Genomic DNA, 26,245 nt, shown 5'->3' with positions numbered 1-26,245 from the left:
GCTTCCGGAACCGGCCGCGTCTGCGGCTTGATTCTCTATGGTTTTTTCGTGCAAACGCGAGCTTGTCCGGACAGTCGGATCGCAGGCACCCTGGGACCAATCGACGGCGACCGCCCCTGTCCCCTCACCGCAGCTTGCGGATCCAATGCCACATGGTCTGCTCCTCGCCATATCCGGCAGGCAGGCTGCGTCCTTCCGCGGCGAGCGCCCGCATCTCCCGCGGGGTCACGTCAAAAGATCGCCGAAAGGCGCGGATGAAACTCTTTCGATGGCTGAAACCGTAACGTTCGGCAATGTCGGCAATGCTTTCCTGCCGGCGGTCGGGGTCAACGAGTTCTGCCCGGCAGCGGCGAAGCCTCTCCTCCTGGATATAGGAGGAGAAACCGCCATAGGGCTCGAAAAGATAATAGAGCTTGCGGGTGGAAATGCCGAAAGACCCGGCGACCGTCTCGGCGGTCAGACCCCGATCGACGATATGAGCATCGACATGGCGACGGATTTCACCGGTCAGCGCCAACCTGATCGAAGCGGCATTCTCTTCCGTGACTGCTGCATTCATCGCCGCGGCAGCCAGTTCCAGGGTCGGTCCGACCACAGCCTCGGCGTCCTGGCGGCTCATGGCGGGTGCACCGTCATAGAGGCCCTGCAGATGATTGCGTAGCAGGGCAACCAGCGGGGTCTTGCCTGAAATGACGCGCATGTTCTGCTCGTCCGGCGCTTTCAATAAAGGAGCAAGCAGGCGGCGCGGCATCGTGAGATTGAGGCTGTCGAAATCGGAGGTCCCCGTCGACTGCGGCTGTGCCAGATCAGCGACGATCAGATCACCCGATCCGGCCGCATCGTCCGACCCGCCATCGCGTCGCCCGTGGCTCCCCTGCAGGCAGATCTGCAGCGTAATATGGTCGAGACCATCGCGGCCGATCCGGGCACGCGACCGGTCGAAGCTTTGTGCCGTGCATCTGTACGAGGTCAGGACGACCTCGCCGAAATGGAAAGCCTCCGCATGAAATTGAAACCGGTCGTCGACCTTGTTGCGCAGGCGGACATCATAAAGGACCCCGATGTTCTCCTGCCAGACGGCGATCGCCTCCCTGGCCGCAAGGCCTTCGATATGCAGCACCGAGCGCGGAACTCCGGCGAGCGCCGCATGCTCCCGTACTCCAGGATTGAGACTGTCTTCCACCCCGCCATCTCCTCGCCCGGCCACGATCCGAATTCGTCGACCTATCACCGAAACAGGTGCTTACACCAATAAGCAGCATTTGTCAGATGTCGACATCCGGTTCAGGATGGTTTGCGCAATTGGCAAGCACATGCGGCGAATGCATTGTCGAAGGAGGAGCCATGAACAGGACGCTGATCATTGTCGGGCTGGTTATCGTCGCAACCGGCCTCCTCTGGCCCTGGCTGTCGCGCCTTGGCCTGGGGCGCCTGCCCGGCGATCTCGTGATCAGGCGCGGAAATTTCGCCTTCTATGCGCCGATCGCCACCGCGCTGCTGGCCAGCGTCGCGCTTTCGGTGATCGTCTGGCTGATCAGGCGCTAGAGCGGTTCCAGTTAAAACTGAGCCGTTGGAACCGCTCTATCTCTTTGTTTTACGCATTATCCTGACCCAAAACCGCTTCGCACTTTTGCTGGAAATGCGTCAGGAAGAACGGTGTTGACGCAGCCAGTCGGCGGTCACCCGACTGGCTTCAGCGAGAGCGGAGACGGGATCACGACCGCCGAGCAGCGCAAAAAGGAAAGCGCCGCTGAAACGGTCGCCCGCGCCGATCGTATTGGCGACCTGCACTGCCGGCGCCGGATCGACATGGATCGTCCGGCTGCCGTCATAGAGGGTCATCAGGCGCGGCCCGTCCGTCAGGACCAGCCCCTTCAGGCGCGGCCCCGCAAGGGCCTGAGCACGCTTCCAGACGGATTCGAGATCCTCGGCGGCATCGGTGCGGGAGGTGACGACATAGTCGGCCGGCCTGGGCGTTGCGGGGCGGAGCGGCAGTTGCGAAACCACCAGCGGAATTTCGCCAAGCCTCGATACGAACGCCTCTTCAAGCCGAAGGGCATTGAGATAGGCGGCGTCGCCCGCAAGTTCTTCCCGCACGGACAAGGTCGCGCGCGGCCCGTCCGCCGGCGCCAGGATCGTTCTTTCACCACCCGGTTCGAGAAGGATTTCCAGCGGTACGGTTTCGCCGGGCATCATCGCCACATGGCGCGTGTCGAACCCCGCCGCATCGAGCGCCTTCAGCGCGGAAAGGCCCTGTTCGTCCTGCATGAGGCGGGTCACCAGCGCGACCGAGGCTCCGAGTTCCAGAAGCTGGCTGCCCGTGTGGAAGCCGCCGCCGCCGAGGTGGATGCTGCGATCGGAAAAGCGCAACCGCCTGCCCGGCGTCAGATGATCGTCGAGCTGCCAGATACGGTCGTGATTTACGGATCCGATGACGATGGTCCGGTACATGATGCGCTCATCTCTCGTCGAGGCCGGGCGCCAGCGCGTCGACGATGAAACGCTGCGCGCTGAGGAATATGACAAGGACCGGCACGATCGACAACAGGCTGGTGGCCATCAGCGGCCCCCAGACGCGTTCCGTGCCTTCCAGATCGGCAAAGGTGGCGATCCCGGTGGTCAGGGTCTTCTTGAACCCGTCTTCGAGAACGAGCTGCCCCCAGAGATAGATGTTCCACGCCCCCATGAAGGAAATGACCGAGAGCGCCGCGATCGCCGGAACGACATTCGGAATGCCGATCTCCATGAACTGCCGCCACAGGCCGGAACCGTCGATCCTGGCCGCCTCGAACATCGACGCCGGCAGGGAGCGGAATGCCTGGCGCATGTAGAAGACATAAAAGCCGATATAGGGGATCGACGGAATGACCATGGCCCCATAGGTGTCGAAAGCCTGCATCTTCACGACAGCGATATAGGTCGGGATGATGGCGAGCACGGTCGGAAAGGACATGCTCGCGATCACGAACCAGAAGAGCGCCCGCCGGCCCGGAAATTCCATGCGGCCGAAAGCAAAGCCGGCCGGGACCGCCAGAAGCAGCTTTCCGAGCGTGATCAGCGTGGCGGTGAGGACCGAGTTCCACAGCCACATCCAGATCGGATGACGGCTCGCGGCGATCGTGAAATTCGAAAGCGTCGGGTCCTCTGGCCAGAGGCGGACGGCCCTGGCGGTGATGATCTCGTTCGGCGTGAAGGCCGAGGAGACCATCCACACGAGCGGGAAGACGGTCGCAAGGCTGGTGGCCAGCAGGACCGCGTGGATCAACAGCCGATGGATCGAGCGGCGGAGCGGAACGGCACTCATCCGTAATGCACCCTTTTTTCCCCGACGCGGAACTCCAGCCAGGTGACGACCAGCACCACGACGATAATGATGACCGCGACCGCGCTTGCCGGTCCGAACTGGAAGAACTGCAGGCCTTGCTGCCAGAGGAAATAAAGCAGGCTGGAGCTTCTTCCCGCCGGACCGCCATGGGTCAGCACGTCGATGACCCCGACGATATCGTCGAGGACATGGAAGAGCGTCGTGACGCTGATGAAGAAGGCCGTCGGCGTCATCAGGGGAAGGCTGATCGTGAAGAAATGCCGCCGGGGACCGGCACCGTCGAGCTGCGAGGCTTCGCGCAGTTCATGGGGAAGATTGGCGAGTGCCGCAAGCCAGAGAAGCATGTTGAGGCCGAAGGTCTTCCAGAACGTCACCAGGCAGACGCAGAGCAAAGCGAGGTCCGGGTCGGTGTGCCAGCGGGACTTCGGAAAGCCGAAAAACCCGAAGATCTCGTTGAACAGGCCGTTGACCGGATTGAGCAGCCAGGACCAGGCGACCCCCGCCACGGAATAGGCGAGGATCGTCGGCAGGAAAAGGCTGCCGCGGTAGAGGCCCTGAACCGGGCTGCGGCGCACCGCATGGATCATTACCGCCAGGAGCAGCGGCAGGATGATCTGGGCCGGGATGAGGATCACGCAATAGAGCACGGTATTCCAGGCGGCCGTCCTGAAATCGACATTGTCCAGGATGGCCGAATAGTTGTCGACGCCGACGAAGCGGACCTCGGCCGACAGCAGGTTCCAGTCGAGCACGGAAAGCAGCGCCGAGGCGAAGAGCGGCCCGTAAAGAAAGATCGCGACGGAAAGAACGGCCGGCCCCACGAAGAGATAGGGGGCCAGCCTTCTGAAGCCTGACGGCATGATGCTTCCGCTCACGCCGAGACCAGAGCGTCCAGTTCCTGGTGGGCGCTCTTCATGCCGTCCGCAACCGATACTTCCTTGAGCAGCATGCGGGAGACCCATTTGCGCCAGATCGCCTGGCCTTCAAGGCCGCGCTTGCCGGGCCAGATGGTCTCCGCGGTCAATCCGTCCGCAAGCTGCCCGGCCGCCGGCTTCATGAAATCGTTGATCAGCGGAATGTCGTGGACCGAGGTATTGAGATAGCCGACGGCCGACCAGATCGACTGCCCTTCCTTCGAGGCACAGAATTCCAGGAAGGCGAGCGAGGCTTCGGCCTGTTCCTTGTTCCGGGCATAGACAGCGAGGAAATTGCCGCCGCTGTTCATCCCGCGCGGATGGCCGGCAAGGCCGGGGAATTTTGCGGTGACCGCCTTTGCCCCGCCGAAGGGGAAGGTCGCCGCGCGCGTCGAACTCGTGGTGCAGATGGCAAGCGCACCGGATTCAAAGGCGGCGTCCTGATCCTTGGCGCTGACCGGCAGCCAGAGGCCCTCATGCGCCGGCGCGCAATATTCCGTCATGCCCGCCACGGCTTGCGGGCTGTTCAGGGCGAGCCTGCCGTCCGGATCGATGATGTAGCCGCCGGCATTCTGGACGAAGGACTGACTCGTCCATTCGTTGTTGGAAAGCGCCAGCGCCGAACGGTAGGTCGAGTGCTTGTCCTTAAGCTTTGCATCAAGCTTGCGGGCATTGTCGTAGAGCCACGTGGTGTCGGGATTTTCCGGCAGGGCGGGATCGAGACCGGCTTCTTCCCACAGCTTGCCATTGATGAAGGTGATCGGCGTCGACATGGCCCAGGGTAGGCCGATCAGCGCGCCGTCGATGGTCACCAGCGGCAGGACGGACGGTCGGAAATTGGCAAGGATCGCCGCCGCCCTGCCGGCATCGATCTCCCTCAGATCACGGGCGCCGAGCGTGCGCTTGGCGAAATAGCCGAATTTCCAGCCGGTGATCATCATCGCGGGTGGACGGCCGGCGGCCGTGCTTGCCACCGCCTTGGCGACCGCCGCTTCGTAATCGCCGTCAAACCGGTTGGTGACCGTCACGCCGAGCTTCTTCGCATTGAAGGCATCGACCACCTTCTGGAAAGGCTTGTCGGAACCCCAGGGGCTCGACACTTCGACGGCTGCGTCGGCGGAACGCGCGGGAGACGCCACCATGCCTGCACCAGCCGATGCCGCAACCGCGGCCATGAATTTCCGGCGACTCATCTCGACCATTTTTCGCTCCATATCATTCGAATGTAATTCGAAACATCCGAATATCTCGGTAGCGTCGATCGGTGACACCTGTATGAAGTTCCGCCGCTTTCATGGCCGATATTTCCAATTCTATCGTCCGCTCCTGACTGGCGGATGACAGAAGAGTGACCGGCGGCCGTGGTTGCAACCCGATCATCCCGAAGGTATCGAACATTCGAATGACACGAGCCGAATCGGACAGGCAGGACATGGAGAAGAAATCCCCGCACGGGCAGTGGCAGCAGGTCGAGGAGGATATCGCCGAGGATATATTGGCCGGCCGGCTTTCGCCCCAGACGCAGCTTCCGAAGGAGGCCGAGCTCATGGAGCGCTTCGGCGTCGGGCGTCACACGATCCGGCGCGCCATGTCCAGCCTCCAGAGCCGCGGGCTGGTGCAGGTCGAACAGGGCCGGGGGACCTTCGTGCGGGACGGGCGCCTGGAATACCGCCTTTCCGAGCGGACCCGCTTTTCCCAGAACCTGCTCGACCAGGGGCGCGAACCCTTCGGCCAGGCCGTGCGCGAGGAGGAGATCGCCGCTTCGGCCGCCGTTGCCGAAGCGCTCCGGCTGCCGCGCGGCGAGCCGGTCTATCACATCGTCCGGCGCGGCTTTGCCGACGAGGAGCCGATCAACCTTTCCGACGCCTATTATCCCGTCCGCCGCTTTCCGGGCTTCGACAAGGCAAGGCGCAGCGGACGGAGCGTCAGCGTGATCCTCGCGGAATACGGCGTTCCCGATTACATCCGCCTGCGGACCGACATCCTGGTGCGGCTGCCGACGCCCGAGGAGGCGCGCCAGCTTTCCCAGGACATATCCCAGCCGATCATCGCGCTGAAAAAAGTGGATGTCGACATGAAGGGAACGCCGATCGCCTATTCGGAAACGGTGTGGCCCGGCGAACGGGTGCAGTTCTCGATCGACAATACCAGCCAGCTCCTCGACGCGCTTGCCCGGAAATGAGTATATCCGAGCACGCCTGATGCAGGACTAGGTCGAGCATAACAGGCCAAACAAAGCGTGGCTGGGGCGCCTGGATTCGAACCAGGGGATGGCGGTACCAAAAACCGCTGCCTTACCGCTTGGCTACGCCCCAACGCCCGGGCGATATATCGGTATAAAACCGCCCGGACAAGCGGGCCTGCTGTAGCAAAGCTTTCTCGCCCCCTCAACGTCTAACTTTGCGATTTTTCCGATTTTCCGATGGCTGTTTTTGAATGCGCCGCAGCAGAAGCGGTGCTAGAGCGTTTCGGAACAGATCGGAAAATCAGGCAAGCGCCGGGGCCGGCATGGCAGAGGACCTCACTTTCGACATGGAATTTTCGCCAGCCTACGGCATGGCCGTGCCCGCGGCCGACGGCGTGCAGCGGCTCACCGTCAACAACCCCTCGCCATTCACCTTCCACGGCACCAATACCTATATCGTCGGTCGTTCCTCGGTTGCAGTCATCGATCCGGGTCCGGAAAACGACGCGCACTTCGACGCGCTGATGGCCGCGCTCAGGGGCCGCGAGGTCACCCATATCTTCGTCAGCCACACCCATCGCGACCATTCGCCCCTCGCCCGGCGGCTCAAGGATGCGACCGGCGCGCTGACCGTCGCGGAAGGGCCGCACCGCGCCGCAAGGCCGCTGCATGCGGGCGAGGTGAACCCGTTCGCGGAAAGCTCGGATACCGGCTTCGTGCCGGATATCGCGGTTGCGGACGGCGAGATCATCGAGGGAGACGGCTGGGCGCTCGCCGCCGTCCATACGCCCGGCCACACGGCCAATCACGCGGCCTTCGCGCTCCAGGGCACGGGCGTGCTTTTCTCCGCCGACCATGTGATGGCCTGGGCGACCACGATCGTCGCGCCGCCTGACGGTTCCATGGCGGATTTCATGGCCTCGATCGAGAAGCTCCTGGAGCGGGAGGACCGCATATTCCTCCCTGGCCACGGCGGACCCGTGAAGGAACCTGCCTCCTTCCTGCGCGGCCTGCGGACCCATCGCCGCATGCGCGAACGCGCCGTCCTGGAACGCATCCGGGCGGGCGACCGGCTGATATCCGACATGGTGAGGGTGATCTATGCCAGCACCGATCCGCGCCTGCATGGTGCCGCGGCACTCTCCGTGCTCGCGCATCTGGAAGACCTCATTGAGAAAGGCCGGGTGGCGACCGAAGGCCCGCCCTCGCTCTCTGGCGCATATCGGCTGGTTTAGTTCCCGGCGATGCCTAGAAGTTCCGTATCGAGCCGGTCGAGGAAATCCTCGGCAATCGCCTCGCCCATGCCAAGATCGTGCGGGCCGTAGCGGGACGCGACGCGGATATCGACCGAGGTGGTTTCGGCATCTTCCCGCAGACGGATGACGAGATCGAAACGAAGCCCCAGAACCAGCGTGCGGGTCTCGCCCTGCAAGAGGACATCGCTGGCATTGCCGAAGATGGGGGAAAGCAGCGGCTCCGGTCGCGGCAGCGGGATCGGCGCCAAATCCGGCACGGGTGCCTGCTCGTCCTCGGGCGCCGGGCGTTCGGCGATATCAGGCTCGACCAGTTCGACGCCTTCCTTCCTGGTGATCGAGATGCGGGCGGAAAGCACCGCCTTCTGCACGCCCTCGTAGACGCGGTCGAGCGCTCCCTCGTAGCGCCGGCCGGTCAGCCCGGGATAGGCGGAGAACTGGGCGCGGCGGTCGGCCGGCGTGATGGCATCGATCCGCGGCAGCCATTGCTGCCTCGCCTGCGGCTCGACAACCCAGGGCGGCGGATCGGCAAGGTCGGTCGAGATGTCATGGAGGGCCGGCAAGGTGTAATAATAGAAAGCGCCGGTTGCCACGACCCCAAGCGGAATGGCTGCGTAGAAGAGTCCCTTGCCGGCCGCGACGCCGCCTTCCGCGCCCACCTGCCAGAGACGGGCGAGGCCGATCAGCGAGAACGGCACCGACACCGCGGCGATCGCCGCCGAAAGAAAGGTCAGCGACAGGAAATCCGGGGTCGTCAGCGGACCGAGGCGATGCGCCAGCACCGCAATGACGAAGAGCATGAGCGCCGAAAGGCCGAGCCTGCGGGCGGCATAGGCCGAATGGGAAACGGGCCGGACGAAACGGACGGTCATCGGATCGGGCAGGCTCCATGGCAAAAGCACAGCGGGTACTCATATACACGTTGTGCGTCTCGGATCTTGTCTCTGCGCATGTCGTTATCCCGGAAACGGTTTCCACTTCCGGGCGTCATGCTTTCATGTGTAAAACAGCTCGGCCCGGAATGGAATCCTCAGATTCGCACTCGGCTACTGAAAGGGAGTTCCTGCCATGCGTCTTTACCGCCTCGTTGTGCTTGCCGTGCTTGCCGGTCCGCTTGCGGCCTGCCAGACCATGACGCCCGAGGAACGCCGCGCGGCAGACGAGAATACCTGCGCCGGCTACGGCTTCCGGCGCGGCACGGAGGCGATGGCCCGCTGCATGCTCGACCTGGAACTCGACCGCCGCGCCGAATCCCGCGCCTTCCAGATCCGCAGCAGTTCGATGATGTGGAGCCCGATGGTGGTCGAGCGCCGGGTGATCGTCGAGCGGAAATAGGTGGTCGACGCGTATCCAGGCCGGGCCGACCTTACGCCGGTATCGCGGTGGAACATAACCGAGACAGACGGGAATGTCAGAAATTCCGCATCTCGTAATGCGGGATACCGACTTCGAAGAACTCGTCGCCATGGATCTTAAAGCCGAATCGCTCGTACATGGCCGTCTTGTCGCTCTGCGCCGTCAGATAGAAGCGGTTGCCGCGCACATCCCTGTGCGCTTCCATTGCGTGGCGGATCATGGCGCTTGCGACACCCTTGCCGCGCCAGGGAAGGCTCACCACCACCCGACCGATCCTGACGGAATCGTCCGCATGGATGACGCGCAGCGTGCCGCAGACCTCGCCCGACACGACGGCGACGAAATGAAACGCCGTCAGGTCGTCCGCATCGAACTCCATGTCGGCGGGGACGTTCTGCTCGACGATGAAGACTTCGCGGCGCAGCCGAAACCCTTCGTTGCAGAGCGTGCTGAAGACGGGCACGGACAGGACCGTTATCGGATTCATCGCTTCCTCCTCTCGATTGCGGCCTGCGCCGCGGCAAGCCGCGCGATCGGCACGCGGAAGGGCGAGCAGGAGACGTAATCGAGACCGGAATCCTCGCAGAAATGGATCGAGGCCGGATCGCCGCCATGCTCGCCGCAGATGCCGAGTTTCAGATCGTTGCGGGCCTTGCGGCCGCGCTCCGCCGCCAGCCGGATCAGTTCGCCGACGCCGTCGAAATCGAGCGAGATGAACGGGTCGTGTTCGATGATGCCCTTCCTCTGATAGGTGGGGATGAAGGCGGCCGCATCGTCACGCGAGATGCCGAATGTGGTCTGGGTCAGGTCGTTCGTCCCGAAGGAGAAGAACTCCGCCGTCTCGGCGATCACATGGGCGCGGATTGCCGCACGTGGCAGCTCGATCATCGTGCCGGCAAGATAGCGGATCGGCGTGCCGCTTTCCTTCGCCACATCCTCGGCGACGCGGTCGATCACATCCTTCACATAGTCCAGTTCGGTGCGGAGGCTGACGAGCGGCACCATGATTTCCAGTTCCACCGGCTCACCGGTCACCTTGGCCGCCTCCACGGCCGCCTCGAAGATGGCACGGGCCTGCATTTCGGCGATCTCGGGATAGGAGATGGCCAGCCGGCAGCCGCGATGGCCGAGCATCGGGTTGAACTCGTGGATCGCATCGATGCGGCGGGCAAGAAAGGCCGGCGACATGCCCATGGCTTTCGCGACGTCGGCAATCTCGGCCTCCGTCTTCGGCAGGAATTCATGCAGCGGTGGATCGAGCAGCCGGATCGTCACCGGCAGGCCGTGCATGATCGAGAAGAGCTCGACGAAATCGGAACGCTGCATCGGCAGAAGTTTCGCAAGCGCCGCGCGCCGGCCGCCCTCGTCCTCGGCAAGGATCATCTCGCGCATCACCTGAATGCGATCGCCTTCGAAGAACATGTGTTCGGTGCGGCAGAGCCCGATGCCTTCCGCACCGAAGGAACGGGCTGCGCGGGCGTCCTGCGGCGTGTCGGCATTGGTGCGCACGGTCATGCGGCGGCACTTGTCGGCCCAGGCCATCAGCTTGCCGAAATCACCGGAAAGCTCCGGCTGTATCATCGGCACGGCACCCTCCAAGACCTGGCCGGAGGAGCCATCGATGGTGATCGTATCGCCCCGCTTCAGCGTCATCCCGCCGACGCTGATCAGCACCTCATTGCGCATGTCGACGCGCATGGAGCCGGCGCCGACCACGCAAGGGATGCCCATCCCGCGGGCGACGACGGCCGCGTGGCTGGTCATGCCGCCGCGGGTGGTCAGGATGCCTTCCGCCGCGTGCATGCCGTGGATATCTTCGGGGCTCGTTTCGATGCGCACCAGGATGACCTTGCGACCTTCGGCCTCCGCCTGCACAGCCTCTTCCGCCGTGAAGACGACCTCACCGGTCGCCGCCCCTGGCGAAGCCGGCAGGCCGGACCCGATGACATGGCGCTCGACGCGCGGATCGATAGTCGGATGAAGAAGCTGGTCCAGCGAAGGCGGCTCGATGCGGCAGACAGCCTCTTCCTCGGTGATCAGTCGTTCAGCGACCATATCCACGGCAATCTTCATTGCGGCACGGGTGGTGCGCTTGCCGGATCGCGTCTGCAGCATCCAGAGCTTGCCGCGCTCGACGGTGAATTCGAGATCCTGCATGTCGCGGTAATGCGCTTCCAGCCGTCCGCAGATCTCCTTGAACTCCGCAAATGCCTCCGGCATCAGCTTCTCCATGGACGGCTTTTCCGAACCGGACGCGAGGCGTCCCTCTTCGGTGATCGATTGCGGCGTGCGGATTCCCGCCACGACATCCTCACCCTGAGCATTCACCAGAAACTCGCCATAAAGCGCCCTCTCGCCGGTGGACGGATTGCGGGTGAAGGCCACGCCGGTCGCCGACGAGGAGCCAAGATTGCCGAAGACCATGGCCTGGACGTTGACGGCCGTGCCCCATTCCTCCGGAATGCGATGCAGGGTGCGATAGGTCTTGGCGCGCGGGTTCATCCAGCTCGAAAAGACGGCGGCAATTGCCCCCCAGAGTTGCACATGCGGGTCCTGCGGGAAGCTCTCGCCGAGTTCCTCCTCGATCATCTGCTTGTAGATGCCGACGACATGCTGCCATTCGACAGCGGAAAGATCCGTATCGTATTCGTGGCCAAAGCGCGCCTTCTCATCCTCGAGGATTTCCTCGAAAACCTCATGGTCGAGGCCCATGACCACGTCGGCATACATCTGGATGAAGCGGCGGTAGCTGTCCCAGGCGAAGCGCGCATCGCCCGCGTCATGGCCGAGAGCCTGCACGGTCTCGTCATTGAGGCCGAGATTGAGAACAGTATCCATCATGCCGGGCATGGAGGCGCGCGCGCCTGAACGTATGGAGAGCAGCAGCGGCTTGGGATGCCCGCCGAATGTGCGGCCGGTCAGCTCTTCCATGGCTGCAATGCCTTCGAGGACCTGCGCTTTCAGTTCCTCTGGAAGTGCCTTGTCATTGTCGAAATAAAAGGCGCAGGCTTCAGCAACGATCGTCAGTCCCGGCGGCACAGGCAGGCCAAGACTCGCCATTTCCGCAAGATTGGCGCCCTTGCCGCCAAGCCGCTCGACATCTGCGGAACGGCCTTCCGCCTCGCCTCCGCCGAAGCGATAGACCCACTTCGTCATACTGCTCTCCACCCCAACGCAGTCTCTTTTTGCAATAACTACAAGTTTTATGATGGTTTGGGAACGGATGAAGGCAGGATTATGTTGCGTCGCAACATAATCGATGACGAGAGCGTTAAAGGAGGGTGCAGGGCCACCCCAAAAAACAAAGCTTTGCGGGGCCGGATCACAGGCGGCCCCGCAAAGCTTTCCGCCCAGGACAGGAAACCCGGACGGGGGGTAGGAAACTCGATCGCCGTTCCTCGCTTAACGCCAAAGGACGACATTTATTCGAAATCCACGATCACAAGACACTAATAACCGAAAAATTGCATCCCCCATATGGGTGATTCTACGTAATCGTGAGCATTTTTATGAAATTCGGTAAATTGCTCAACTCGCCTCACGCATCAGTTCTGCTGTCTGCAGATCGACGGATACGAGCTGGGAGACCCCCTGTTCGGCCATCGTGACGCCGAAGAGCCTGTTCATGCGGGCCATGGTGATCGGGTTGTGGGTGATGATGACAAAGCGGGTTTCCGTGGAGGCCGCCATTTCATCCATAAGGTTGCAGTAGCGCTCCACGTTGTGGTCGTCCAGCGGCGCATCCACTTCGTCCAATACGCAGATCGGCGCCGGGTTGGTGAGGAAGACGGCGAAGATGAGCGCCATGGCGGTCAGAGCCTGCTCCCCGCCGGAAAGCAACGTCATGGTCTGCGGCTTCTTGCCTGGCGGACGGGCAAGGATCTCAAGACCAGCTTCGAGCGGATCATCCGATTCGATCAGCTGCAGTTCGGCGGTGCCGCCGCCGAACAGGTGGGTAAAGAGCCGCTGGAACTCGGCATTGACCACATCGAAAGCGGCCAGCAGGCGCTCGCGGCCTTCGCGGTTGAGGCTCTGGATCGCGCCGCGCAGCTTGCGGATCGCATCGATGACGTCGGCACGCTCGCGCATCAGTATATCGAGCTTGTCGGACAGTTCCTTCTGCTCCTCGTCGGCGCGCAGGTTGACGGCGCCGAGCCGCTCGCGCTCCATCCGCAACCGATCGACCTCGCGCTCGATCTCGCGGATATCGGGCATCGGCGCCTCGGGCCTGATGCCTGCAAGCCGAAGCACCTCATGTGGTGCGACATTCAAAGTCTCGCGGATCCGCTGCTCGCTCTCGTGACGCTTCTCGGCAGCCGACACCAGGCGTTCTTCGGCCCTGCCGCGCTTTTCGCGCGCTTCGGCAAGCTCGGAAAGAGCGATCGCGGCAATCCGATCCGCCTCGCGCTGGCGGGTTTCGGCTTCGGCCAGCCGATCGGCGGCGGTGCGACGGGCCTCCTCCGCCTTCTGCAATTCGTTGAGCAGCGCACGCCGCTTGTCATCGAACTCTTCGGGGGCGGCCTCAAGGTCAACGATCTCCTCGCGGGCCTCCTCTTCGCGCTCACGCAGGCTTGCAATATGATCGGCAGCACTCGTCGCCCGCGCCGTCCAGGAGGCGCGCTCCTGCGCAATCGCGGCAAGCCGGCGCTTGCGAGCCTCGGTCTCGCGGCTCAGACCCTCGTAGCGGGCACGCGCCTCGGCAAGCAGGCCGCGATCGGTCGCCACCACCGCCTGCTGTTCGCGAAGCCGGTTGTCGATGCCGGAAATATCCGGCGCATCTTCAAGCTCGACCCTGGCGTTCTCCTCCTGCAGGCCGATATCCTCGATCTGCGTGTTGAGCTGGTTCACGGCTTCGGTGGCGACATCGCGGCGGCGCATCAGATCACCGGCGGCGCGCTCTGCGGCGGCCAGCGCGTCGCGCGCTTCGGTGAGCCGTCGGGCGGCAAGCCGGTTGCGGTCGCGGGCGTCGTTGAGCTGCCGTTCCCTTGCGCCGATCTCGGCGGCAGCCGAGGCAAGCGCCACTTCGGCCTCCGAGAGCAGGATGCGGGCCTCGTCGATCTCCGCTTCCAGTTCCGACAACCGGTTCTTCTGGGAAAGCCTGAGCGCTGCAGCGCCCGGCGCTTCGGAACCGGTCACATGCCCGTCCCAGCGATAGACACCACCTTCCCTGGTCACCAGCCGCTGGCCGGGCGCGAGCTCACGCATCAGGCGATGCGCGTCCACTTCGGCAACAATGCCGATCTGCGCGAGGCGACGGGAGAGTTCCGGCGGCGCGGTCACACGGGCGATCAGCGGTTCTGCGCCACGCGGCAGAGCCGGATCGCCGGAGCCATCGCCGTTCAGTGACCAGTAGGTCGGCGCAGAACTGTCGATCGGGCTTTCAAGATCGTCGCCGAGTACGGCGCCAAGTGCAGCTTCGTATCCGCGATCGACGCGGATCATTTCCGCAACTGCGACGAAATCGCCGGAAGCGGCGCCGGCGGCCAGCATTTTCGAAATGGTGCGCGCTTCGGTCTCCAGCGCGTTGAGCGCCGAACGGGCGGCATCCACTGGTCCCCGGGCCATCTGTTCATTGGATCTAGCGGAAGCAAGTGCGGCTTCCACCTCCTCAACGATCACCGCAGCCTCCTCGACCGCAATCTCCGCCGCCTCCACCGCTTCACGCTTCTCGGCAGGATCATCGAGACCGGAGAGACGTTCGTTGATGGCGTCAAGCTCAGCGGTCGCATCGGCAAGCTGCCGGTCGAGACGCTGGCGGCGTTCGGCGAGATCGCGGATCAGCCGTTCGAGCTGATTGCGGCCAGCGGCAGCTTCTGCGCGCTCCGCGGTGATGGCGGAAAACAGCTTTTCATTTTCGGCGAGTGCCGCGGCGGCCGTTTCGAAGGCCTCGCGCAATTCGTCCGCTTCCAGGCCGGAATCGGCCAGCATATCGCTAAGTTCGGCTTCCTCCTGGTCCAGCTTTTCAAGGAAGACGGCATTGTCGGCGGCGAGCTGCTCCTCGCGACGGATGTCCTCTCCGAGCTGAGCGAGCCTCCGCGTAAGCTCGTCACGACGCTTCAAGAGCCGGTTTGCCTCCTCCTCCAGTTGCCCGCGGGCGATCTGGATGCGCTGCAGGGCCGCGCCGGCTTTCGCCTCCTCCTCGCGCAGCTCCGGCAGCTTGAGACTTGCGACGGCCTGGCTCTTGGCCGCCTCCATCTGCGCCTGCGCCTTCTCTGCGACAATGGCCGTCACCTGGTTGAGCGCGCTTTCCGCTTCACCTTCCGCCTCCTTTGCCTGCACCCAGCGAATATGCAACAGCATAGCCTCGCGGGCGCGGATATCGGCCGACAGCGTCTTGAAGCGGTTCGCCTGACGAGCCTGACGCTTCAGGCTTTCGATCTGTGTTTCGAGCTGGGTCAGAACGTCGTCCAAGCGTTCGAGATTGCCCTCTGCCGCGCGCAGCCTGAGTTCCGCCTCGTGACGGCGGGAATGCAGGCCGGAAATGCCGGCCGCCTCTTCCAGGAGCTGGCGGCGAGCCTGGGGTTTTGCCTGGATGAGTTCGCCGATCCGGCCCTGCCCGACCATGGAGGGCGACCGCGCGCCGGTCGAGGCATCGGCAAAGAGAAGCTGCACGTCCTTGGCGCGCGCCTCCTTGCCGTTGATGCGATAGATGGAGCCGGATTCGCGCTCGATGCGACGGCTTACCTGGATTTCGTCGGCATCGTTGAAGGCCGCGGGCGCGGTGCGGTCGGAATTGTCGAGATGAAGCCCGACCTCAGCGGTGTTGCGGGCCGGGCGATTGCCGGAGCCGGAAAAGATCACGTCATCCATGCCGGACGCACGCATGTTCTTGTAGGAGTTCTCGCCCATCACCCAGCGCAGCGCTTCGACAAGGTTGGACTTGCCGCAACCGTTCGGGCCGACCACACCGGTCAGCCCGCGCTCGATGATGAATTCCGTCGGCTCGACGAAGGACTTGAATCCGATAAGGCGCAGCTTGGTGAACTTCATGCCGCGCCCCTCACCTTCCCTTCAGGGAAAGAGTGCTCACAACAGGCTGTCGATGAGCTTGGACATGGATTCAACCGACATGTCTCCCGAATACTTCTTGCCGTTGATCAGGAAGGTCGGCGTGGAATTCACACCAAATTTGTCCGCGCCCCGCTTCACGACTTCATTTACTTCATCGAGAAGCTTCTGGTTCGTCAAGCAAGCCTCGAAACTCTGCTGTGAGTAACCTGCAAGTTTGACGCTCTGGAGCAGGGCATTGCGGACATTGCCGTCGGCAGGAGCCGCCCAGGCGCGCTGCTGCTTGAAGAGCATCGAGATCATCGGGAAATACTGCGCGGCCGTGGAAAGCTCCTGCGAGTTCTGCGGGTTGCAGCGGGCCAGCATGAAGGCGGCCGTCGCGACCGGATCGAACGGGAACTCCCGGATGATGAAGCGAACCTTGCCGCTATCGACATATTTGGTCTTGATGGCCTCGAAAGTATTGTTGTGGAAATTGGCGCAATGCGGGCAGGTCATCGACATGTATTCGATGATTTTCACCGGGGCATTCTCTTCACCGAGCGCCATTTCCGGCAGCGGACCGGGCTTCAGCGCTTCGGCCATATCCACGTCGCCTTGCGATTCCGGAATTTCCTGCGCGAAGGCCTGTGAAGCGCCGAGCGGCAGCGTCAGGCAAAGAGCGGCCACGGCCACTCCGCCGAAAAGTGCGCGCCTGGTGATGGTGATATCGTTCATCTGCATAGAACACCCGTGTGCGAGAGGTCTCGAATTGTTTGACATTCCGTATCGCGGCACCCGAACGCGAACAAGCTGTCGATAGGCAAAACTCTTCAAAGAATTGTGACAAATCGAAAGTGTATCAGAGATGAACGCAAGTTCTCCGCGCTCACGCCTTGCGTTTCTTCTGCAGGACGGCGGTGCCGAGCCGGGCCACCGCCTTTTTCAAGGCCTCGCTTTCGATGCCTTCCATCATGGTTTCTAGGCGTTTCGCAGCCTCGCCTTTCAGCGGCGGCGGCTTCTTCGGATGTCTGGAAGTTGGCGAGACGGGCTTCTGGACGATGCGGATCTGCCGAACAGCGGGAAAACCGAAAAAGCCGTTGATGCGAGCGATCAGTTCGCCCTGGGCATGGGTGAGAAACAGCGCGCGAGCGCCTTCGCAGGCAATCGTCAAAACGCCGGGCTGATAACTCGTTTCGCCATACCCATCATTGCGCGGCCAGACGATCTTCTCCGGCCGCGTGCAGTCGGCAAAACCCTCGCCGGCGATCTCGTTCCAGGAGCCGAGCAGCGCCGTCGATATGCCGGCACGGCGGGCCAGCACCGGATCGATGATGCCGTTCGCGACCTCGGAAATCTGGACGACGCCTCGCCGGGTGCCTTTCTTTGGATAACTCATCGCTCTTGTCGGATTCCTGGTCGCATTCGTCCGCGCCATCCTTGATGGCGGCGCATTCCTGTTTCAAGTATAGGGCATCTCCTCCCGTTACGGCAAACGATGCTCCAGACGCTCCCCGCACCCCATGCCCCGAAGCTTCTTTCCTGGTACGACCGGCACCACCGGGACTTGCCCTGGCGGGTGAACCCGGCTGCCGCGAAGGCCGGAAAACGGGCCGATCCCTACCATGTCTGGCTCTCGGAAGTGATGCTGCAGCAGACGACCGTGCAGGCCGTCAAACCCTATTTCGCCAAATTCCTGGCGCTCTGGCCCAAGGTGACCGATCTGGCGGCCGCCCCTATCGAGGAGGTGATGGCGGCCTGGGCCGGGCTTGGATACTACGCTCGCGCCCGCAACCTCAAGAAATGCGCCGAGGCAGTGGCCCTGGAACATGGTGGCGTCTTCCCGGATACGGAGGAGGGACTGAGGGCGCTTCCCGGCATCGGCGACTATACGTCAGCGGCCATTGCGGCGATCGCCTTCAACCGGCAGTCCGCCGTGATGGACGGCAATGTGGAGCGGGTGATCTCGCGGCTCCACGCCATCGATGCGCCGCTGCCGGGCTCCAAGCCTTTGATGAAGGCCAAGGTCGCCGAACTGACGCCTTCGGACCGGCCGGGCGACTTCGCCCAGGCGATGATGGATCTCGGCGCTACGATCTGCACACCGAAACGGCCGACCTGCGCACTCTGTCCCTTCCGTGACGACTGTCTTGCCTTTGCCGAACACGACCCGGAGAGCTTTCCGGTCAAGGCGGCTAAGAAGGAAAAGCCGGTGCGGTTCGGTGCGGCCTTCGTCGCCGTGACGCCCGAGGGCGAAGCGCTTCTAAAGCGCCGCATCGAAAGCGGCTTGCTCGGCGGCATGACGGAAGTGCCAACCACTGCCTGGACTTCGCGGGTCGACGGCGGCACGACGGCAGACCATGCTCCCTTTCCTGCCGGCTGGGAAGCCTGCGGCACGGTCGTCCATGTCTTCACCCATTTCGAACTCAGGCTTTCCGTCTTCCGGGCGCTGACCGAGAAGGTCGCCGTCGATGACGGGTGGTGGGAGCCGGTCACAAATCTTGAGGCCCAGGCATTGCCGACTGTCATGAAAAAAGCAATTGCGCAGGCTATTCCGCGAGCCTTCGAAAAACACCCGAACTGATTCTTTCAAGGAATACTCAATGGCGGCCACGATCGATCACATCGTCTTCGACATCGGCAAGGTGCTGATCCACTACGATCCGAACATTCCCTTCAGCCGCCTCATCCCCGATGAAGAAGAACGCAAATGGTTCTTCCTCAATGTCTGCACCCATGAATGGAACCTGGAACAGGACCGCGGCCGCACCTGGGAGGATGCCGAAGCGCTGCTGATCGCCGAGCATCCCCAGCGGGAGGAACAGATTCGCGCCTTTCGCAAATACTGGCACGAGATGGTTCCGCATGCCTATGACGGCTCGGTGGCGATAATGGAAGGCCTGATCGACAGCGGCCGCGACGTGACGATGCTGACCAACTTCGCCGCCGACACATTCGTCGACGCCAGGAGACTGTTTCCCTTCCTCGACAAGCCGCGGGGCGTCACCGTTTCCGGCGAGATCGGCCTCATCAAGCCGGACGTGGCGATCTACGAAAGGCATGCCCGCGATTTCGGCCTCGTCCCGGAAGCGACGATCTTCATCGACGATTCCTATCCGAATGTGGAAGGTGCCCGCGCCGCCGGCTGGCAGGCGGTGCATTTCAAGGATCCCGAAACGCTTAGAAAGGACCTCGCCGGCTACGGCGTGGAGGTCTGACCGAAAGAAATATGGCGCCCGGGGTCAGCCTCCCCGAGCGCCAATTCTCCTCACCCGGGACTAGAGGTACATGACCGGGCAAGGAATTTGTGCGATCTGGCGGGACCGGTGGATCAGTCCAATTTTGCCAGGTCGTTGCGGATGACGGTCCTGAGTTCATCGATGGGCTTGAGCGATTGCCCGTCGTCGAAGTGCCAGAACGTCCATCCGTTGCATGCATCAAAGCCCTGCACTTTTGCGCCCAGGCGATGAATGGAACCGGCCTCGCCGTTGGCCGAAAGCGTGCCGTCGGCACGGATGATGGCGCTGAAACGACGCCTTGCGTCGGTCAGCACCTGGCCCGGACGGACGAGGCCCGCCTCGATCAGCGCGTTGAAGGCCACGCGAGGCTCGGCCTTCTTGCCGGTCATGACCGTCAGTTCCGCCTTGCCGAGCGGTTCGACGGCCGCGATGCGGGCGGCGGCGGCATCGATGTAATCCTGTTCGCGCTCGATGCCGACGAAATTGCGGCCAAGACGCTTCGCCACCGCACCGGTCGTTCCCGAACCGAAGAAGGGGTCGAGGATGACGTCGCCGGGCCTGGTGGACGCCATGATGACGCGGGCCAGCAGCGCTTCCGGCTTCTGGGTCGGGTGGACCTTCTTGCCATCGTCATCCTTCAGGCGCTCGGAACCGGAGCAGATCGGAAAGAGCCAGTCGGAGCGCATCTGGACGTCTTCATTCGACGCCTTCAGCGCATCATAGTTGAAGGTATAGCTTTTCGCCTTGGCGTCACGGCTCGCCCAGATCATCGTCTCGTGGGCGTTCTGGAACCGGCGGCCCTTGAAATTCGGCATCGGGTTCACCTTTCGCCAGACGATGTCGTTCAGCAGCCAGAAATTCAGGTCCTGCATGATCGCGCCGACGCGGAAGATGTTGTGATAGGAGCCGATGACCCAGATGGTGCCGTTCGGCTTCAGCACACGGCGGCAGGCGAGCAGCCAGGCGCGGGTGAAGGCATCATAGACCTCGAAGGAGGAGAACTGGTCCCAGTCATCGTCGACGGCATCGACCAGCGACTGGTCGGGGCGGTGCAGCGTGCCGCCAAGCTGAAGGTTATACGGAGGATCGGCAAAGATCGCGTCGACGGAGTGATCCGGCAGCGCCTCCAGAGCGGCGACGCAATCGCCCTTGATGATGGAGTTGAGCCAGGAAACCCGACGGACCTGCCCCTGCAGATCGGCCAGCGGAAGAACTGCTGCCATTAGATACTCGCTACGCTGTACTCGAACGAATTTACTGGCTGTTATGGTTACCCAGCTTGGTTACCAAAAGCTGAAAGCATTGAACGATTTCGAGAAAATTTTTGAGGACCGCGATCCAGGACGGGAGGCGCGGTCTCCCTAGCCTGCTACCAGATCGATCTCAGCATCATCGAAGCCGAATGTCTTCATCATCGCACGGTGCTCCCCTGAACCGAGATAAGCCAGAAGCGCGTCGTCGACCGCCTGCCTGAGTATCGCATCCGACTTGCGGAATGCGAACGAACCGAATGCCGGCTCCTTCTCGTCTCGACCGACGATGACCGTCTCCAGGGGCAGCCCCCTGTTTTGCTCCAGATAGCCACCATGCGCCCGCGCGACGCTCGCATAGCCATCCGCCCGCCCGTCCAATATGGCGGCTGCGGCATCGGCATAGGTTTCCAAGATCAGGATGCGCTCCTTTGGCACGCCAAACCCTATGGCGGACCGGTGCTGGAACTGATCGCGGATGACGGCCAGCACGCAGCCTTCCGCCTGCGCGGCCGATCTGTATCCGGTAAGGCGCATGGGATTGCCCTGCCGCACCAGCAACCCGTCCGGCAAGGCCCAGATCGGCCGGCTGAAAGCGGCGAACCGCCTGCGCTCCTGCGTGGAGAAAAGGCCCGTCGTCATCCGCCATCGGCCATCGTCGAGGCCGGGCAGGAGCTGCGCGAACTCGGTTTCAGCCATGGTGACATCGCGGACGCCAGCCATCGCCAGAACCGTTCGCGCAAGCTCGACATCGCAGCCGGTCACGGTTCCGTCCGGCCGCCGGTAGTTGAAGGGCGGCTCGATGAGATATGCGAAATCAGCCATGGCCGTCCTATAGCACGGAAACCCCGCGGATGGTACGCCGCATCGGAAAATCTAAGCCTGCCGACTCGCTTCCACGCAGGGCAACGGCCTTTCGAAACAGAAGCCAGTACAGGCCGGGGATCTTGGAAAAATCACGCCGCATGCACCTTGCGGCTGTCCTCCGGCGCCTCGTCGCGCTCGAACATGCCGTAGTCGCGCAGAACATGGCCGATGCGCAGGCGGTAATCGGCCAAGATGCCATTGCGCCCCGCCCGCTGGGCGGCGCGATGGGCTTCGAGATTGCGCCACTGACGCACCGCCTCCTCGTCCCGCCAGAAGGAGAGCGAGAGAAGTTTTCCGCGCATGGTGAGGCTCTCGAAGCGTTCGATCGAGATGAATCCATCGATCCTTTCGAGCTCGGAGCGAAGCTCGCCCGCAAGATCGAGATATTTGTGGCGTTCGCCCATATAGGGCACGACTTCGAAGATGACGGCGATCATGGCTTTACGAAAGCTCCGTGGGGCGTGGACACATTCTTCAGGAAGATCCGGTCTTCCTTCAGGATAAAACGCTCGCGTTTTGCGAAGGCGTAGTTCTGCTGACCGAGCGGATCGGCCGCCAGCCGGGCGCGGTAGCTTTCGTAGGCCGCCAGGCTCTCGATATTATAGACGCCGTAGGCGGTCGTGGCCGAGCCTTCATGGGGACCGAAATAACCGATGAGATCGGCACCGCAGCGCGGGATCGCCTGGCCCCAGTTGCGGGCATATTCGGCGAACTCAGTTTTCCTGAACGGGTCGATCTCATAGCGAATGAAACACGTGATCATGGCTTTCTCCTGTCTTGCAGGGGTGTTTTGCCATATTGCCGAACGAAGATGCTTCGGCTAGGATCGAAGTATGAAAGAAGGCCCAGACATTGCCCGCATCGGAACATTGATCGGTGATCCCGCCCGCGCCAACATGCTGACGGCGTTGATGGGCGGACAGGCGCTGACGGCGACCGAGCTTGCGCAAGCAGCCGGCGTGACGCTGCAGACGGCGAGTTCGCATCTTTCGAAACTGGAGGATGGCGGCCTCATCGCCCAGCGCAAGCAGGGACGGCATCGCTATTTCACGCTGGCCGATGCGGCGGCCGGCTCGCTGCTCGAAAGTCTCATGGGATTTGCCGCAAGCCGCGGGCACCTGCGCCACCAGCCAGGACCGAAGGATCCGGCGTTGCGCAAGGCGCGGGTCTGCTACGATCACCTGGCCGGAGATTATGGTGTGAGGATGCTCGACAGTTTCGTCAAACGTGGTGCGATTGCGACCGATGGCGAGAACCTGGCGATGACGGAGGAAGGCCGGGCGGAACTCGGCAGGATCGGCATCGATGTGGGAACGCTTTCCTCCAGCCGCCGGCCGATCTGCAAATCCTGCCTCGACTGGAGCGAGCGGCGCTCGCATCTTGCCGGCACGCTCGGCAAGGCGCTGCTGTCGCATTTCCTCGAAAAAGGCTGGGCAAGGCGCAGCGGCGAAAGCCGCGCCGTGCTGTTCACGCCCGAGGGCGAGCGGAAATTCCTGGCGCTGTTTCCGGCGGATTGAGCTTTCGTCCCCGCACCAGCGCCTCTTGATATCCCTCCCCCGCGATGCGGTCGCAAAGCCCGCCCCATTCGCAACCGACGCAGGCGCGGCGCGTCACGCCCGCGGAAAAGGCGTGGCGCAATCTCTCAAGCAGCGCCGGGTCGGAAACGATCACCGATCCTGCCTCAAGCTCACAACCAAGCAGCTTGCCAAGATCGGCAAGCGCCGCCGCATCACGACCGACAACCGAGGCTGCGAGGCAATGTGCATCCTCATCCCGCAGAAGCGGCGCGCAGATATCGTCCGGGCCGGAGACGATTTCGATCGGTTCGCCGGCAGAAAGCCGGGCCGCGATCCGGCGATAGTTGGCGACGAAGGCCGGATTATAGCCTTCGCCGACAAAGGTCAGCATGCAGAGAAGATGATGCGGCCGCAGCCTAACCATTACTCTGCCGCAGTACGATTGCGAGAGGCGAGCACGGCCAGGACAGCAGCCGCCAGGCCCGATTTCAACGCCGCACCGAGGATGAAGGGCGCGACACCGGCCCAGAATGCCTTTTCAGCTCCGATCAACGCCGCGAGCCAGACCCAGCCGAGCGCTAGGCACAAGAGGTTTGCGGCCAGATGCGCCGAGAAGCTGGCGACAAGGCGCTGTCCGGTCCAGCCTTGTTCGGCAAGCCAGCCGGCTGCGGCGGCGACCAGCGGGAAGGAAAAGAGATAACCGGCGGTCGCCCCCATGAAAGGAGCAATTCCGCCCGCGCCGCCCGCCAGAACCGGGGCGCCGAGCATAGCCTCGCCGAGCCATGCGAGAACCGTCACCACGCCGAGCCGCCAGCCGTAGAGCACGCCGATCATGGTCACCGCGAAGGTCTGCATGGTGATCGGCACCGGCACCATCGGCACGGCGATTTGCGAGGCGATCGCCAGTGCCAGCGTGCCGGCCAGCACGAACACGACCTTCGTCAGGACCGACCTGCCGGCCAGCCGCAGCGGATCGAATGCAAGGGCTTCATGGGAATTGGTCAGGTACATCAATCGCTCCTTTTCAAATTATAGATAATTTTGATTCCCATCTATTTCATGAAACACATTCACACGCTTCGCAAGTGGCTTTGCCGCGATCAATCGCCATCTGCGACGCGATAAAGATCGAACAAGCAGAGATATCCGGCGATTTTGACAGATTTTGCAGGGAAATAAATTATCTATAATTTTGGATCATCAACCGACGATGGCGAAAGTCTCGCGCGACATACCTGCCCGAGAGGGCTGCGGGCCGCGGCCGATCCATTGGACATGCTTCTGGAGGATGGCCGCAGCCTCCTCCGCCCTGCCCTGACGTAGCGCGGCAAGAATGGCGCGATGATCGTGGTCGGTCCGCTTCTCCCAGCCGGATTGCCAGGCGGAGAACAGGAAACGGGCGCTTGCCGCATGCAGGTCGTCGATCGAGGCAAGCAGCCGCTTCATGCCGCAGGGTGCGAGGATAAGGCGGTGGAACCGACGGTTCGCCTCTTCCCAGGCCTGAACGTCGGCTGCCGCATCGCCCTCGCGGGTCGCCTCTTCCGCCGCATCGAGGATGGCCGGCGTCAGATGGCGCGCGGCATGGCGAAGCGCCAGCACTTCCAGCGCGGCGCGCATTTCCGCCACTTCGCGAACTTCGGCGAGATCGAAGGATGCCACGCGAACGCCGCGGCGCGGCTCGCTGATCGCCAGCCCCTGCGCCTCCAACCGCCGGAAGGCTTCGCGCACCGGCACGTGGCTCGTCTGGAATTCCTCGGCGATATGATCCTGGCGAAGACGTGCACCCGCGGCGAGCTCGCCGCGCACGATGCGATCGGCAAGTACCCGGCTGATGCGGCTGGCGATGGTGTCTTCCGGCTCCTTGCCCATGTTCGTTCCTTAGATGGCCATCCCTGCCTTGTCGAGAGCCGCCCGCTTCGCTTGCACCTGCCATGCAGGCGGATTGGTTGAGCTTTCGGCCCCGGTCGTATAAAAGGCCCGCCTTCACTTCCGCATAAGGCATTTCATCCACACAAGGCTTCCATCATGAGCGGCTTCGACCTCATCATTTTCGACTGTGACGGCGTGCTCGTCGATTCCGAAATCATCGCGGCGCAGGTCGAATCGCGGCTTCTCACCGAAGCGGGTTATCCGATCAGCATCGAGGAAATGGGCGAGCGTTTCGCCGGCATGACCTGGAAGAACATCCTGCTGGCCGTGGAGAAGGAAGCGAACATACCCCTTTCCGCCTCGCTGCTCGACAAGTCGGAGAAACTGCTCGATGCCCGCCTCGCCCGCGACGTGAAGATCATCGACGGCGTGAAATTTGCGCTTGCCCGCCTCACGACGCAGCGCTGCATCTGCTCCAATTCGAGCAGCCACCGACTCGACATGATGCTGGAGAAGGTCGGCCTCAAGCCCTATTTCGCACCGCATATCTATTCGGCCAAGGATCTCGGGGGCGACCGGGTGAAGCCGAAGCCGGACATCTTCCTGCACGCCGCCGAACAGTTCAAGGTTTCACCGGACAGGGTGCTTGTCATCGAGGATTCCGTCCACGGCATCCATGGCGCGAAAGCCGCCGGCATGCGCGTCGTCGGGTTCACCGGCGCCTCGCACACCTATCCCAGCCATGCGGACCGACTGACGGATGCCGGCGCGGAGACCGTGATCTCGCGCATGATGGACCTGCCGGCCGTGGTCGCGGCACTCGGGGAATGGAGCGGCGCGCTCTGAATCGGCCCGTATCGGTCAGGAGCCGATATCAGCTCCGGCGGGTCGGCTTCTTTGCCGGGCCTGTCTCGAAGCCGAGACGCACGCGGGTGAAGCGCGAGGCGCCGCCCGGCGCATTCGGAATCTGCACGTCCGGCTTGTTGAAGATGAATTGCGTGCCGCCGGCGGGCATGTCGACCGGGAATGCCATCTTCTGTGAGTAGATGACATTGTCGCCGTCGATCACTTCGACGAGCACCGGCAGCGTGACCTTGCCGGGCGTACCTGCGGGACCCTGCACGATGCGACCCTGGGCGACCACATTGATGGTCAAGGTGGTCTCGTTGGCGGTGCATTGGCGCGTCGCGTCGGCGAGCGAGGCCTGGTAGAGCAGCTTTTCCGGATTGTCCTGGCCGCCGCGCGCATAGGCACGGTATACGGCGGTCTGGTCCAGCATGACCACCTGAGGGCAATAGGCCTGCACGACGGGGGTCGCCGGTTGCTGGGCCTGCGCGGCGGACGTCAACCCTTCGGTGGATGATGAGGAATTGCAGCCTGCGAGAGCCGCCACGAACGATGCCGCCAGAAGACCACGTGAAATCTTGCCAAACACTCTACTCAACCCTCTTCCATCCCACGTTCCAGCCCATTTCCGGGCATT

At 62.8% G+C, this 26,245-nt stretch carries 27 protein-coding genes and 1 tRNA gene; 8 read left to right on the top strand and 20 right to left on the bottom strand.

Annotated elements, in window-relative coordinates; translation table 11 throughout:
• Window positions 1-124: 124 nt before the first annotated feature.
• The gene (locus tag J2046_RS03545; RefSeq protein ID WP_210049548.1) at window positions 125-1,183 is read right to left on the bottom strand and encodes a helix-turn-helix domain-containing protein; all 1,059 of its coding nucleotides are present in this window, start codon (window positions 1,181-1,183) and stop codon (window positions 125-127) included.
• Between the two features lie 161 nt (window positions 1,184-1,344).
• Here J2046_RS03545 and J2046_RS03540 point away from each other — a divergent pair, with 161 nt between their 5' ends.
• Window positions 1,345-1,545: a DUF2905 domain-containing protein gene (locus J2046_RS03540; RefSeq protein ID WP_210049546.1), complete on the top strand. Its 201-nt coding sequence runs from the start codon at window positions 1,345-1,347 to the stop codon at window positions 1,543-1,545.
• Window positions 1,546-1,644: 99 nt separating this feature from the next.
• On the opposite strand, the gene J2046_RS03535 is transcribed toward J2046_RS03540, so the two are convergent.
• The 4 genes from J2046_RS03535 to J2046_RS03525 are packed head-to-tail and all read right to left on the bottom strand — an operon-like array spanning window position 1,645 to window position 5,441.
• Entirely contained in the window at window positions 1,645-2,451 is an 807-nt protein-coding gene (locus J2046_RS03535) for a PfkB family carbohydrate kinase (RefSeq protein WP_210049544.1), read from the bottom strand.
• 7 nt (window positions 2,452-2,458) lie between these two features.
• On the bottom strand, window positions 2,459-3,304 hold the full coding sequence (locus J2046_RS03530; protein WP_233469486.1) for a carbohydrate ABC transporter permease: 846 nt from the start codon (window positions 3,302-3,304) through the stop codon (window positions 2,459-2,461).
• On the bottom strand, window positions 3,301-4,185 hold the full coding sequence (locus J2046_RS33710) for a carbohydrate ABC transporter permease (protein ID WP_233469485.1): 885 nt from the start codon (window positions 4,183-4,185) through the stop codon (window positions 3,301-3,303). The genes J2046_RS03530 and J2046_RS33710 overlap by 4 nt, the downstream gene beginning before the upstream one ends.
• Window positions 4,186-4,196: 11 nt before the next feature.
• Complete coding sequence (locus J2046_RS03525; protein WP_210049542.1) at window positions 4,197-5,441, bottom strand: extracellular solute-binding protein; 1,245 nt, start codon at window positions 5,439-5,441, stop codon at window positions 4,197-4,199.
• A gap of 230 nt (window positions 5,442-5,671) precedes the next feature.
• On the opposite strand from J2046_RS03525, the gene phnF reads away from it, so the two are divergent.
• On the top strand, window positions 5,672-6,421 hold the full coding sequence (phnF, locus tag J2046_RS03520) for a phosphonate metabolism transcriptional regulator PhnF (protein WP_210049540.1): 750 nt from the start codon (window positions 5,672-5,674) through the stop codon (window positions 6,419-6,421).
• 58 nt (window positions 6,422-6,479) lie between these two features.
• On the opposite strand, the gene J2046_RS03515 is transcribed toward phnF, so the two are convergent.
• Window positions 6,480-6,554 (bottom strand) — tRNA-Gln (locus J2046_RS03515).
• 193 nt (window positions 6,555-6,747) lie between these two features.
• Between J2046_RS03515 and J2046_RS03510 the strand changes: the two genes are divergently transcribed.
• The gene (locus tag J2046_RS03510) at window positions 6,748-7,659 is read left to right on the top strand and encodes an MBL fold metallo-hydrolase (protein ID WP_210049538.1); all 912 of its coding nucleotides are present in this window, start codon (window positions 6,748-6,750) and stop codon (window positions 7,657-7,659) included.
• Here the strand turns inward: J2046_RS03510 and J2046_RS03505 are convergent.
• Entirely contained in the window at window positions 7,656-8,549 is an 894-nt protein-coding gene (locus J2046_RS03505) for a DUF1499 domain-containing protein (RefSeq protein WP_210049536.1), read from the bottom strand. The genes J2046_RS03510 and J2046_RS03505 overlap by 4 nt on opposite strands.
• 196 nt (window positions 8,550-8,745) lie before the next feature.
• Here J2046_RS03505 and J2046_RS03500 point away from each other — a divergent pair, with 196 nt between their 5' ends.
• On the top strand, window positions 8,746-9,012 hold the full coding sequence (locus tag J2046_RS03500; RefSeq protein ID WP_210049535.1) for a hypothetical protein: 267 nt from the start codon (window positions 8,746-8,748) through the stop codon (window positions 9,010-9,012).
• Between the two features lie 76 nt (window positions 9,013-9,088).
• Here the strand turns inward: J2046_RS03500 and J2046_RS03495 are convergent, their stop codons facing one another.
• The 5 genes from J2046_RS03495 to J2046_RS03475 form a co-directional block, all read right to left on the bottom strand.
• Window positions 9,089-9,520: a GNAT family N-acetyltransferase gene (locus J2046_RS03495; RefSeq protein ID WP_210049533.1), complete on the bottom strand. Its 432-nt coding sequence runs from the start codon at window positions 9,518-9,520 to the stop codon at window positions 9,089-9,091.
• Window positions 9,517-12,189 (bottom strand): pyruvate, phosphate dikinase, encoded by a 2,673-nt coding sequence (ppdK, locus tag J2046_RS03490; protein WP_210049531.1) that lies wholly within the window; start codon window positions 12,187-12,189, stop codon window positions 9,517-9,519. Before ppdK ends, J2046_RS03495 begins: the two co-directional genes overlap by 4 nt.
• 372 nt (window positions 12,190-12,561) lie before the next feature.
• A complete protein-coding gene (locus J2046_RS03485) occupies window positions 12,562-16,023 on the bottom strand; it encodes a chromosome segregation SMC family protein (RefSeq protein ID WP_210049529.1) in 3,462 nt (1,153 codons plus the stop codon).
• Between the two features lie 36 nt (window positions 16,024-16,059).
• On the bottom strand, window positions 16,060-16,764 hold the full coding sequence (locus tag J2046_RS03480) for a DsbA family protein (RefSeq protein WP_210049527.1): 705 nt from the start codon (window positions 16,762-16,764) through the stop codon (window positions 16,060-16,062).
• Window positions 16,765-16,909: 145 nt separating this feature from the next.
• The gene (locus J2046_RS03475) at window positions 16,910-17,419 is read right to left on the bottom strand and encodes a DUF721 domain-containing protein (protein WP_210049525.1); all 510 of its coding nucleotides are present in this window, start codon (window positions 17,417-17,419) and stop codon (window positions 16,910-16,912) included.
• 99 nt (window positions 17,420-17,518) lie between these two features.
• Between J2046_RS03475 and mutY the strand changes: the two genes are divergently transcribed.
• Window positions 17,519-18,604, top strand: a complete 1,086-nt coding sequence (mutY, locus tag J2046_RS03470) for an A/G-specific adenine glycosylase (RefSeq protein ID WP_210049523.1) — start codon at window positions 17,519-17,521, stop codon at window positions 18,602-18,604.
• Between the two features lie 19 nt (window positions 18,605-18,623).
• A complete protein-coding gene (locus tag J2046_RS03465; RefSeq protein ID WP_210049521.1) occupies window positions 18,624-19,238 on the top strand; it encodes an HAD family hydrolase in 615 nt (204 codons plus the stop codon).
• 113 nt (window positions 19,239-19,351) lie between these two features.
• Here J2046_RS03465 and J2046_RS03460 read toward each other — a convergent pair whose 3' ends face one another.
• The 4 genes from J2046_RS03460 to J2046_RS03445 form a co-directional block, all read right to left on the bottom strand.
• Window positions 19,352-20,482, bottom strand: a complete 1,131-nt coding sequence (locus J2046_RS03460) for a site-specific DNA-methyltransferase (protein WP_037158026.1) — start codon at window positions 20,480-20,482, stop codon at window positions 19,352-19,354.
• 138 nt (window positions 20,483-20,620) lie between these two features.
• Window positions 20,621-21,334, bottom strand: coding sequence for a transporter substrate-binding domain-containing protein (locus J2046_RS03455; protein WP_210049520.1), 714 nt, complete (start codon window positions 21,332-21,334; stop codon window positions 20,621-20,623).
• A 131-nt stretch (window positions 21,335-21,465) separates the two neighbouring features.
• A complete protein-coding gene (locus J2046_RS03450; protein ID WP_210049518.1) occupies window positions 21,466-21,813 on the bottom strand; it encodes an antibiotic biosynthesis monooxygenase family protein in 348 nt (115 codons plus the stop codon).
• Window positions 21,810-22,139 carry an NIPSNAP family protein gene (locus tag J2046_RS03445; RefSeq protein WP_037158034.1) on the bottom strand — a complete coding sequence of 110 codons (330 nt, stop codon included), beginning with the start codon at window positions 22,137-22,139 and terminating at the stop codon, window positions 21,810-21,812. Before J2046_RS03445 ends, J2046_RS03450 begins: the two co-directional genes overlap by 4 nt.
• A 70-nt stretch (window positions 22,140-22,209) precedes the next feature.
• Here J2046_RS03445 and J2046_RS03440 point away from each other — a divergent pair, with 70 nt between their 5' ends.
• Window positions 22,210-22,893, top strand: a complete 684-nt coding sequence (locus J2046_RS03440; RefSeq protein ID WP_210049516.1) for an ArsR/SmtB family transcription factor — start codon at window positions 22,210-22,212, stop codon at window positions 22,891-22,893.
• On the opposite strand, the gene J2046_RS03435 is transcribed toward J2046_RS03440, so the two are convergent.
• The 3 genes from J2046_RS03435 to J2046_RS03425 all read right to left on the bottom strand — a co-directional run bounded on the left by J2046_RS03435 (window position 22,844) and on the right by J2046_RS03425 (window position 24,762).
• The gene (locus J2046_RS03435; RefSeq protein ID WP_210049513.1) at window positions 22,844-23,317 is read right to left on the bottom strand and encodes a DUF1284 domain-containing protein; all 474 of its coding nucleotides are present in this window, start codon (window positions 23,315-23,317) and stop codon (window positions 22,844-22,846) included. The two genes, J2046_RS03440 and J2046_RS03435, sit on opposite strands and share 50 nt — an antisense overlap.
• Window positions 23,317-23,904 carry a biotin transporter BioY gene (locus J2046_RS03430; protein WP_210049511.1) on the bottom strand — a complete coding sequence of 196 codons (588 nt, stop codon included), beginning with the start codon at window positions 23,902-23,904 and terminating at the stop codon, window positions 23,317-23,319. Before J2046_RS03430 ends, J2046_RS03435 begins: the two co-directional genes overlap by 1 nt.
• Window positions 23,905-24,093: 189 nt before the next feature.
• Window positions 24,094-24,762, bottom strand: coding sequence for a GntR family transcriptional regulator (locus tag J2046_RS03425; RefSeq protein WP_210049509.1), 669 nt, complete (start codon window positions 24,760-24,762; stop codon window positions 24,094-24,096).
• Between the two features lie 156 nt (window positions 24,763-24,918).
• Between J2046_RS03425 and J2046_RS03420 the strand changes: the two genes are divergently transcribed.
• Window positions 24,919-25,608 carry an HAD family hydrolase gene (locus J2046_RS03420; RefSeq protein WP_210049507.1) on the top strand — a complete coding sequence of 230 codons (690 nt, stop codon included), beginning with the start codon at window positions 24,919-24,921 and terminating at the stop codon, window positions 25,606-25,608.
• Between the two features lie 28 nt (window positions 25,609-25,636).
• Here J2046_RS03420 and J2046_RS03415 read toward each other — a convergent pair whose 3' ends face one another.
• Complete coding sequence (locus J2046_RS03415) at window positions 25,637-26,197, bottom strand: PilZ domain-containing protein (RefSeq protein WP_210049752.1); 561 nt, start codon at window positions 26,195-26,197, stop codon at window positions 25,637-25,639.
• Between the last annotated feature and the right edge of the window lie 48 nt (window positions 26,198-26,245).

This window comes from Neorhizobium petrolearium (genome assembly GCF_017873175.1).
In the GTDB taxonomy this organism is placed as follows: Bacteria; Pseudomonadota; Alphaproteobacteria; order Rhizobiales; family Rhizobiaceae; genus Neorhizobium; species Neorhizobium petrolearium.
This window is presented reverse-complemented; position numbering and strand designations above follow the sequence as displayed.

What these genes read in the sequence shown, in the direction of transcription:
- J2046_RS03540 (WP_210049546.1), top strand. Translation starts at nt 1,345, where the DNA reads ATGAACAGGACGCTGATCATTGTCGGGCTGGTTATCGTCGCAACCGGC.
- J2046_RS03535 (WP_210049544.1), bottom strand. Translation starts at nt 2,451, where the DNA reads ATGTACCGGACCATCGTCATCGGATCCGTAAATCACGACCGTATCTGG.
- J2046_RS03530 (WP_233469486.1), bottom strand. Translation starts at nt 3,304, where the DNA reads ATGAGTGCCGTTCCGCTCCGCCGCTCGATCCATCGGCTGTTGATCCAC.
- J2046_RS33710 (WP_233469485.1), bottom strand. Translation starts at nt 4,185, where the DNA reads ATGCCGTCAGGCTTCAGAAGGCTGGCCCCCTATCTCTTCGTGGGGCCG.
- J2046_RS03525 (WP_210049542.1), bottom strand. Translation starts at nt 5,441, where the DNA reads ATGGTCGAGATGAGTCGCCGGAAATTCATGGCCGCGGTTGCGGCATCG.
- phnF (WP_210049540.1), top strand. Translation starts at nt 5,672, where the DNA reads ATGGAGAAGAAATCCCCGCACGGGCAGTGGCAGCAGGTCGAGGAGGAT.
- J2046_RS03510 (WP_210049538.1), top strand. Translation starts at nt 6,748, where the DNA reads ATGGCAGAGGACCTCACTTTCGACATGGAATTTTCGCCAGCCTACGGC.
- J2046_RS03505 (WP_210049536.1), bottom strand. Translation starts at nt 8,549, where the DNA reads ATGACCGTCCGTTTCGTCCGGCCCGTTTCCCATTCGGCCTATGCCGCC.
- J2046_RS03500 (WP_210049535.1), top strand. Translation starts at nt 8,746, where the DNA reads ATGCGTCTTTACCGCCTCGTTGTGCTTGCCGTGCTTGCCGGTCCGCTT.
- J2046_RS03495 (WP_210049533.1), bottom strand. Translation starts at nt 9,520, where the DNA reads ATGAATCCGATAACGGTCCTGTCCGTGCCCGTCTTCAGCACGCTCTGC.
- ppdK (WP_210049531.1), bottom strand. Translation starts at nt 12,189, where the DNA reads ATGACGAAGTGGGTCTATCGCTTCGGCGGAGGCGAGGCGGAAGGCCGT.
- J2046_RS03485 (WP_210049529.1), bottom strand. Translation starts at nt 16,023, where the DNA reads ATGAAGTTCACCAAGCTGCGCCTTATCGGATTCAAGTCCTTCGTCGAG.
- J2046_RS03480 (WP_210049527.1), bottom strand. Translation starts at nt 16,764, where the DNA reads ATGCAGATGAACGATATCACCATCACCAGGCGCGCACTTTTCGGCGGA.
- J2046_RS03475 (WP_210049525.1), bottom strand. Translation starts at nt 17,419, where the DNA reads ATGAGTTATCCAAAGAAAGGCACCCGGCGAGGCGTCGTCCAGATTTCC.
- mutY (WP_210049523.1), top strand. Translation starts at nt 17,519, where the DNA reads ATGCTCCAGACGCTCCCCGCACCCCATGCCCCGAAGCTTCTTTCCTGG.
- J2046_RS03465 (WP_210049521.1), top strand. Translation starts at nt 18,624, where the DNA reads ATGGCGGCCACGATCGATCACATCGTCTTCGACATCGGCAAGGTGCTG.
- J2046_RS03460 (WP_037158026.1), bottom strand. Translation starts at nt 20,482, where the DNA reads ATGGCAGCAGTTCTTCCGCTGGCCGATCTGCAGGGGCAGGTCCGTCGG.
- J2046_RS03455 (WP_210049520.1), bottom strand. Translation starts at nt 21,334, where the DNA reads ATGGCTGATTTCGCATATCTCATCGAGCCGCCCTTCAACTACCGGCGG.
- J2046_RS03450 (WP_210049518.1), bottom strand. Translation starts at nt 21,813, where the DNA reads ATGATCGCCGTCATCTTCGAAGTCGTGCCCTATATGGGCGAACGCCAC.
- J2046_RS03445 (WP_037158034.1), bottom strand. Translation starts at nt 22,139, where the DNA reads ATGATCACGTGTTTCATTCGCTATGAGATCGACCCGTTCAGGAAAACT.
- J2046_RS03440 (WP_210049516.1), top strand. Translation starts at nt 22,210, where the DNA reads ATGAAAGAAGGCCCAGACATTGCCCGCATCGGAACATTGATCGGTGAT.
- J2046_RS03435 (WP_210049513.1), bottom strand. Translation starts at nt 23,317, where the DNA reads ATGGTTAGGCTGCGGCCGCATCATCTTCTCTGCATGCTGACCTTTGTC.
- J2046_RS03430 (WP_210049511.1), bottom strand. Translation starts at nt 23,904, where the DNA reads ATGTACCTGACCAATTCCCATGAAGCCCTTGCATTCGATCCGCTGCGG.
- J2046_RS03425 (WP_210049509.1), bottom strand. Translation starts at nt 24,762, where the DNA reads ATGGGCAAGGAGCCGGAAGACACCATCGCCAGCCGCATCAGCCGGGTA.
- J2046_RS03420 (WP_210049507.1), top strand. Translation starts at nt 24,919, where the DNA reads ATGAGCGGCTTCGACCTCATCATTTTCGACTGTGACGGCGTGCTCGTC.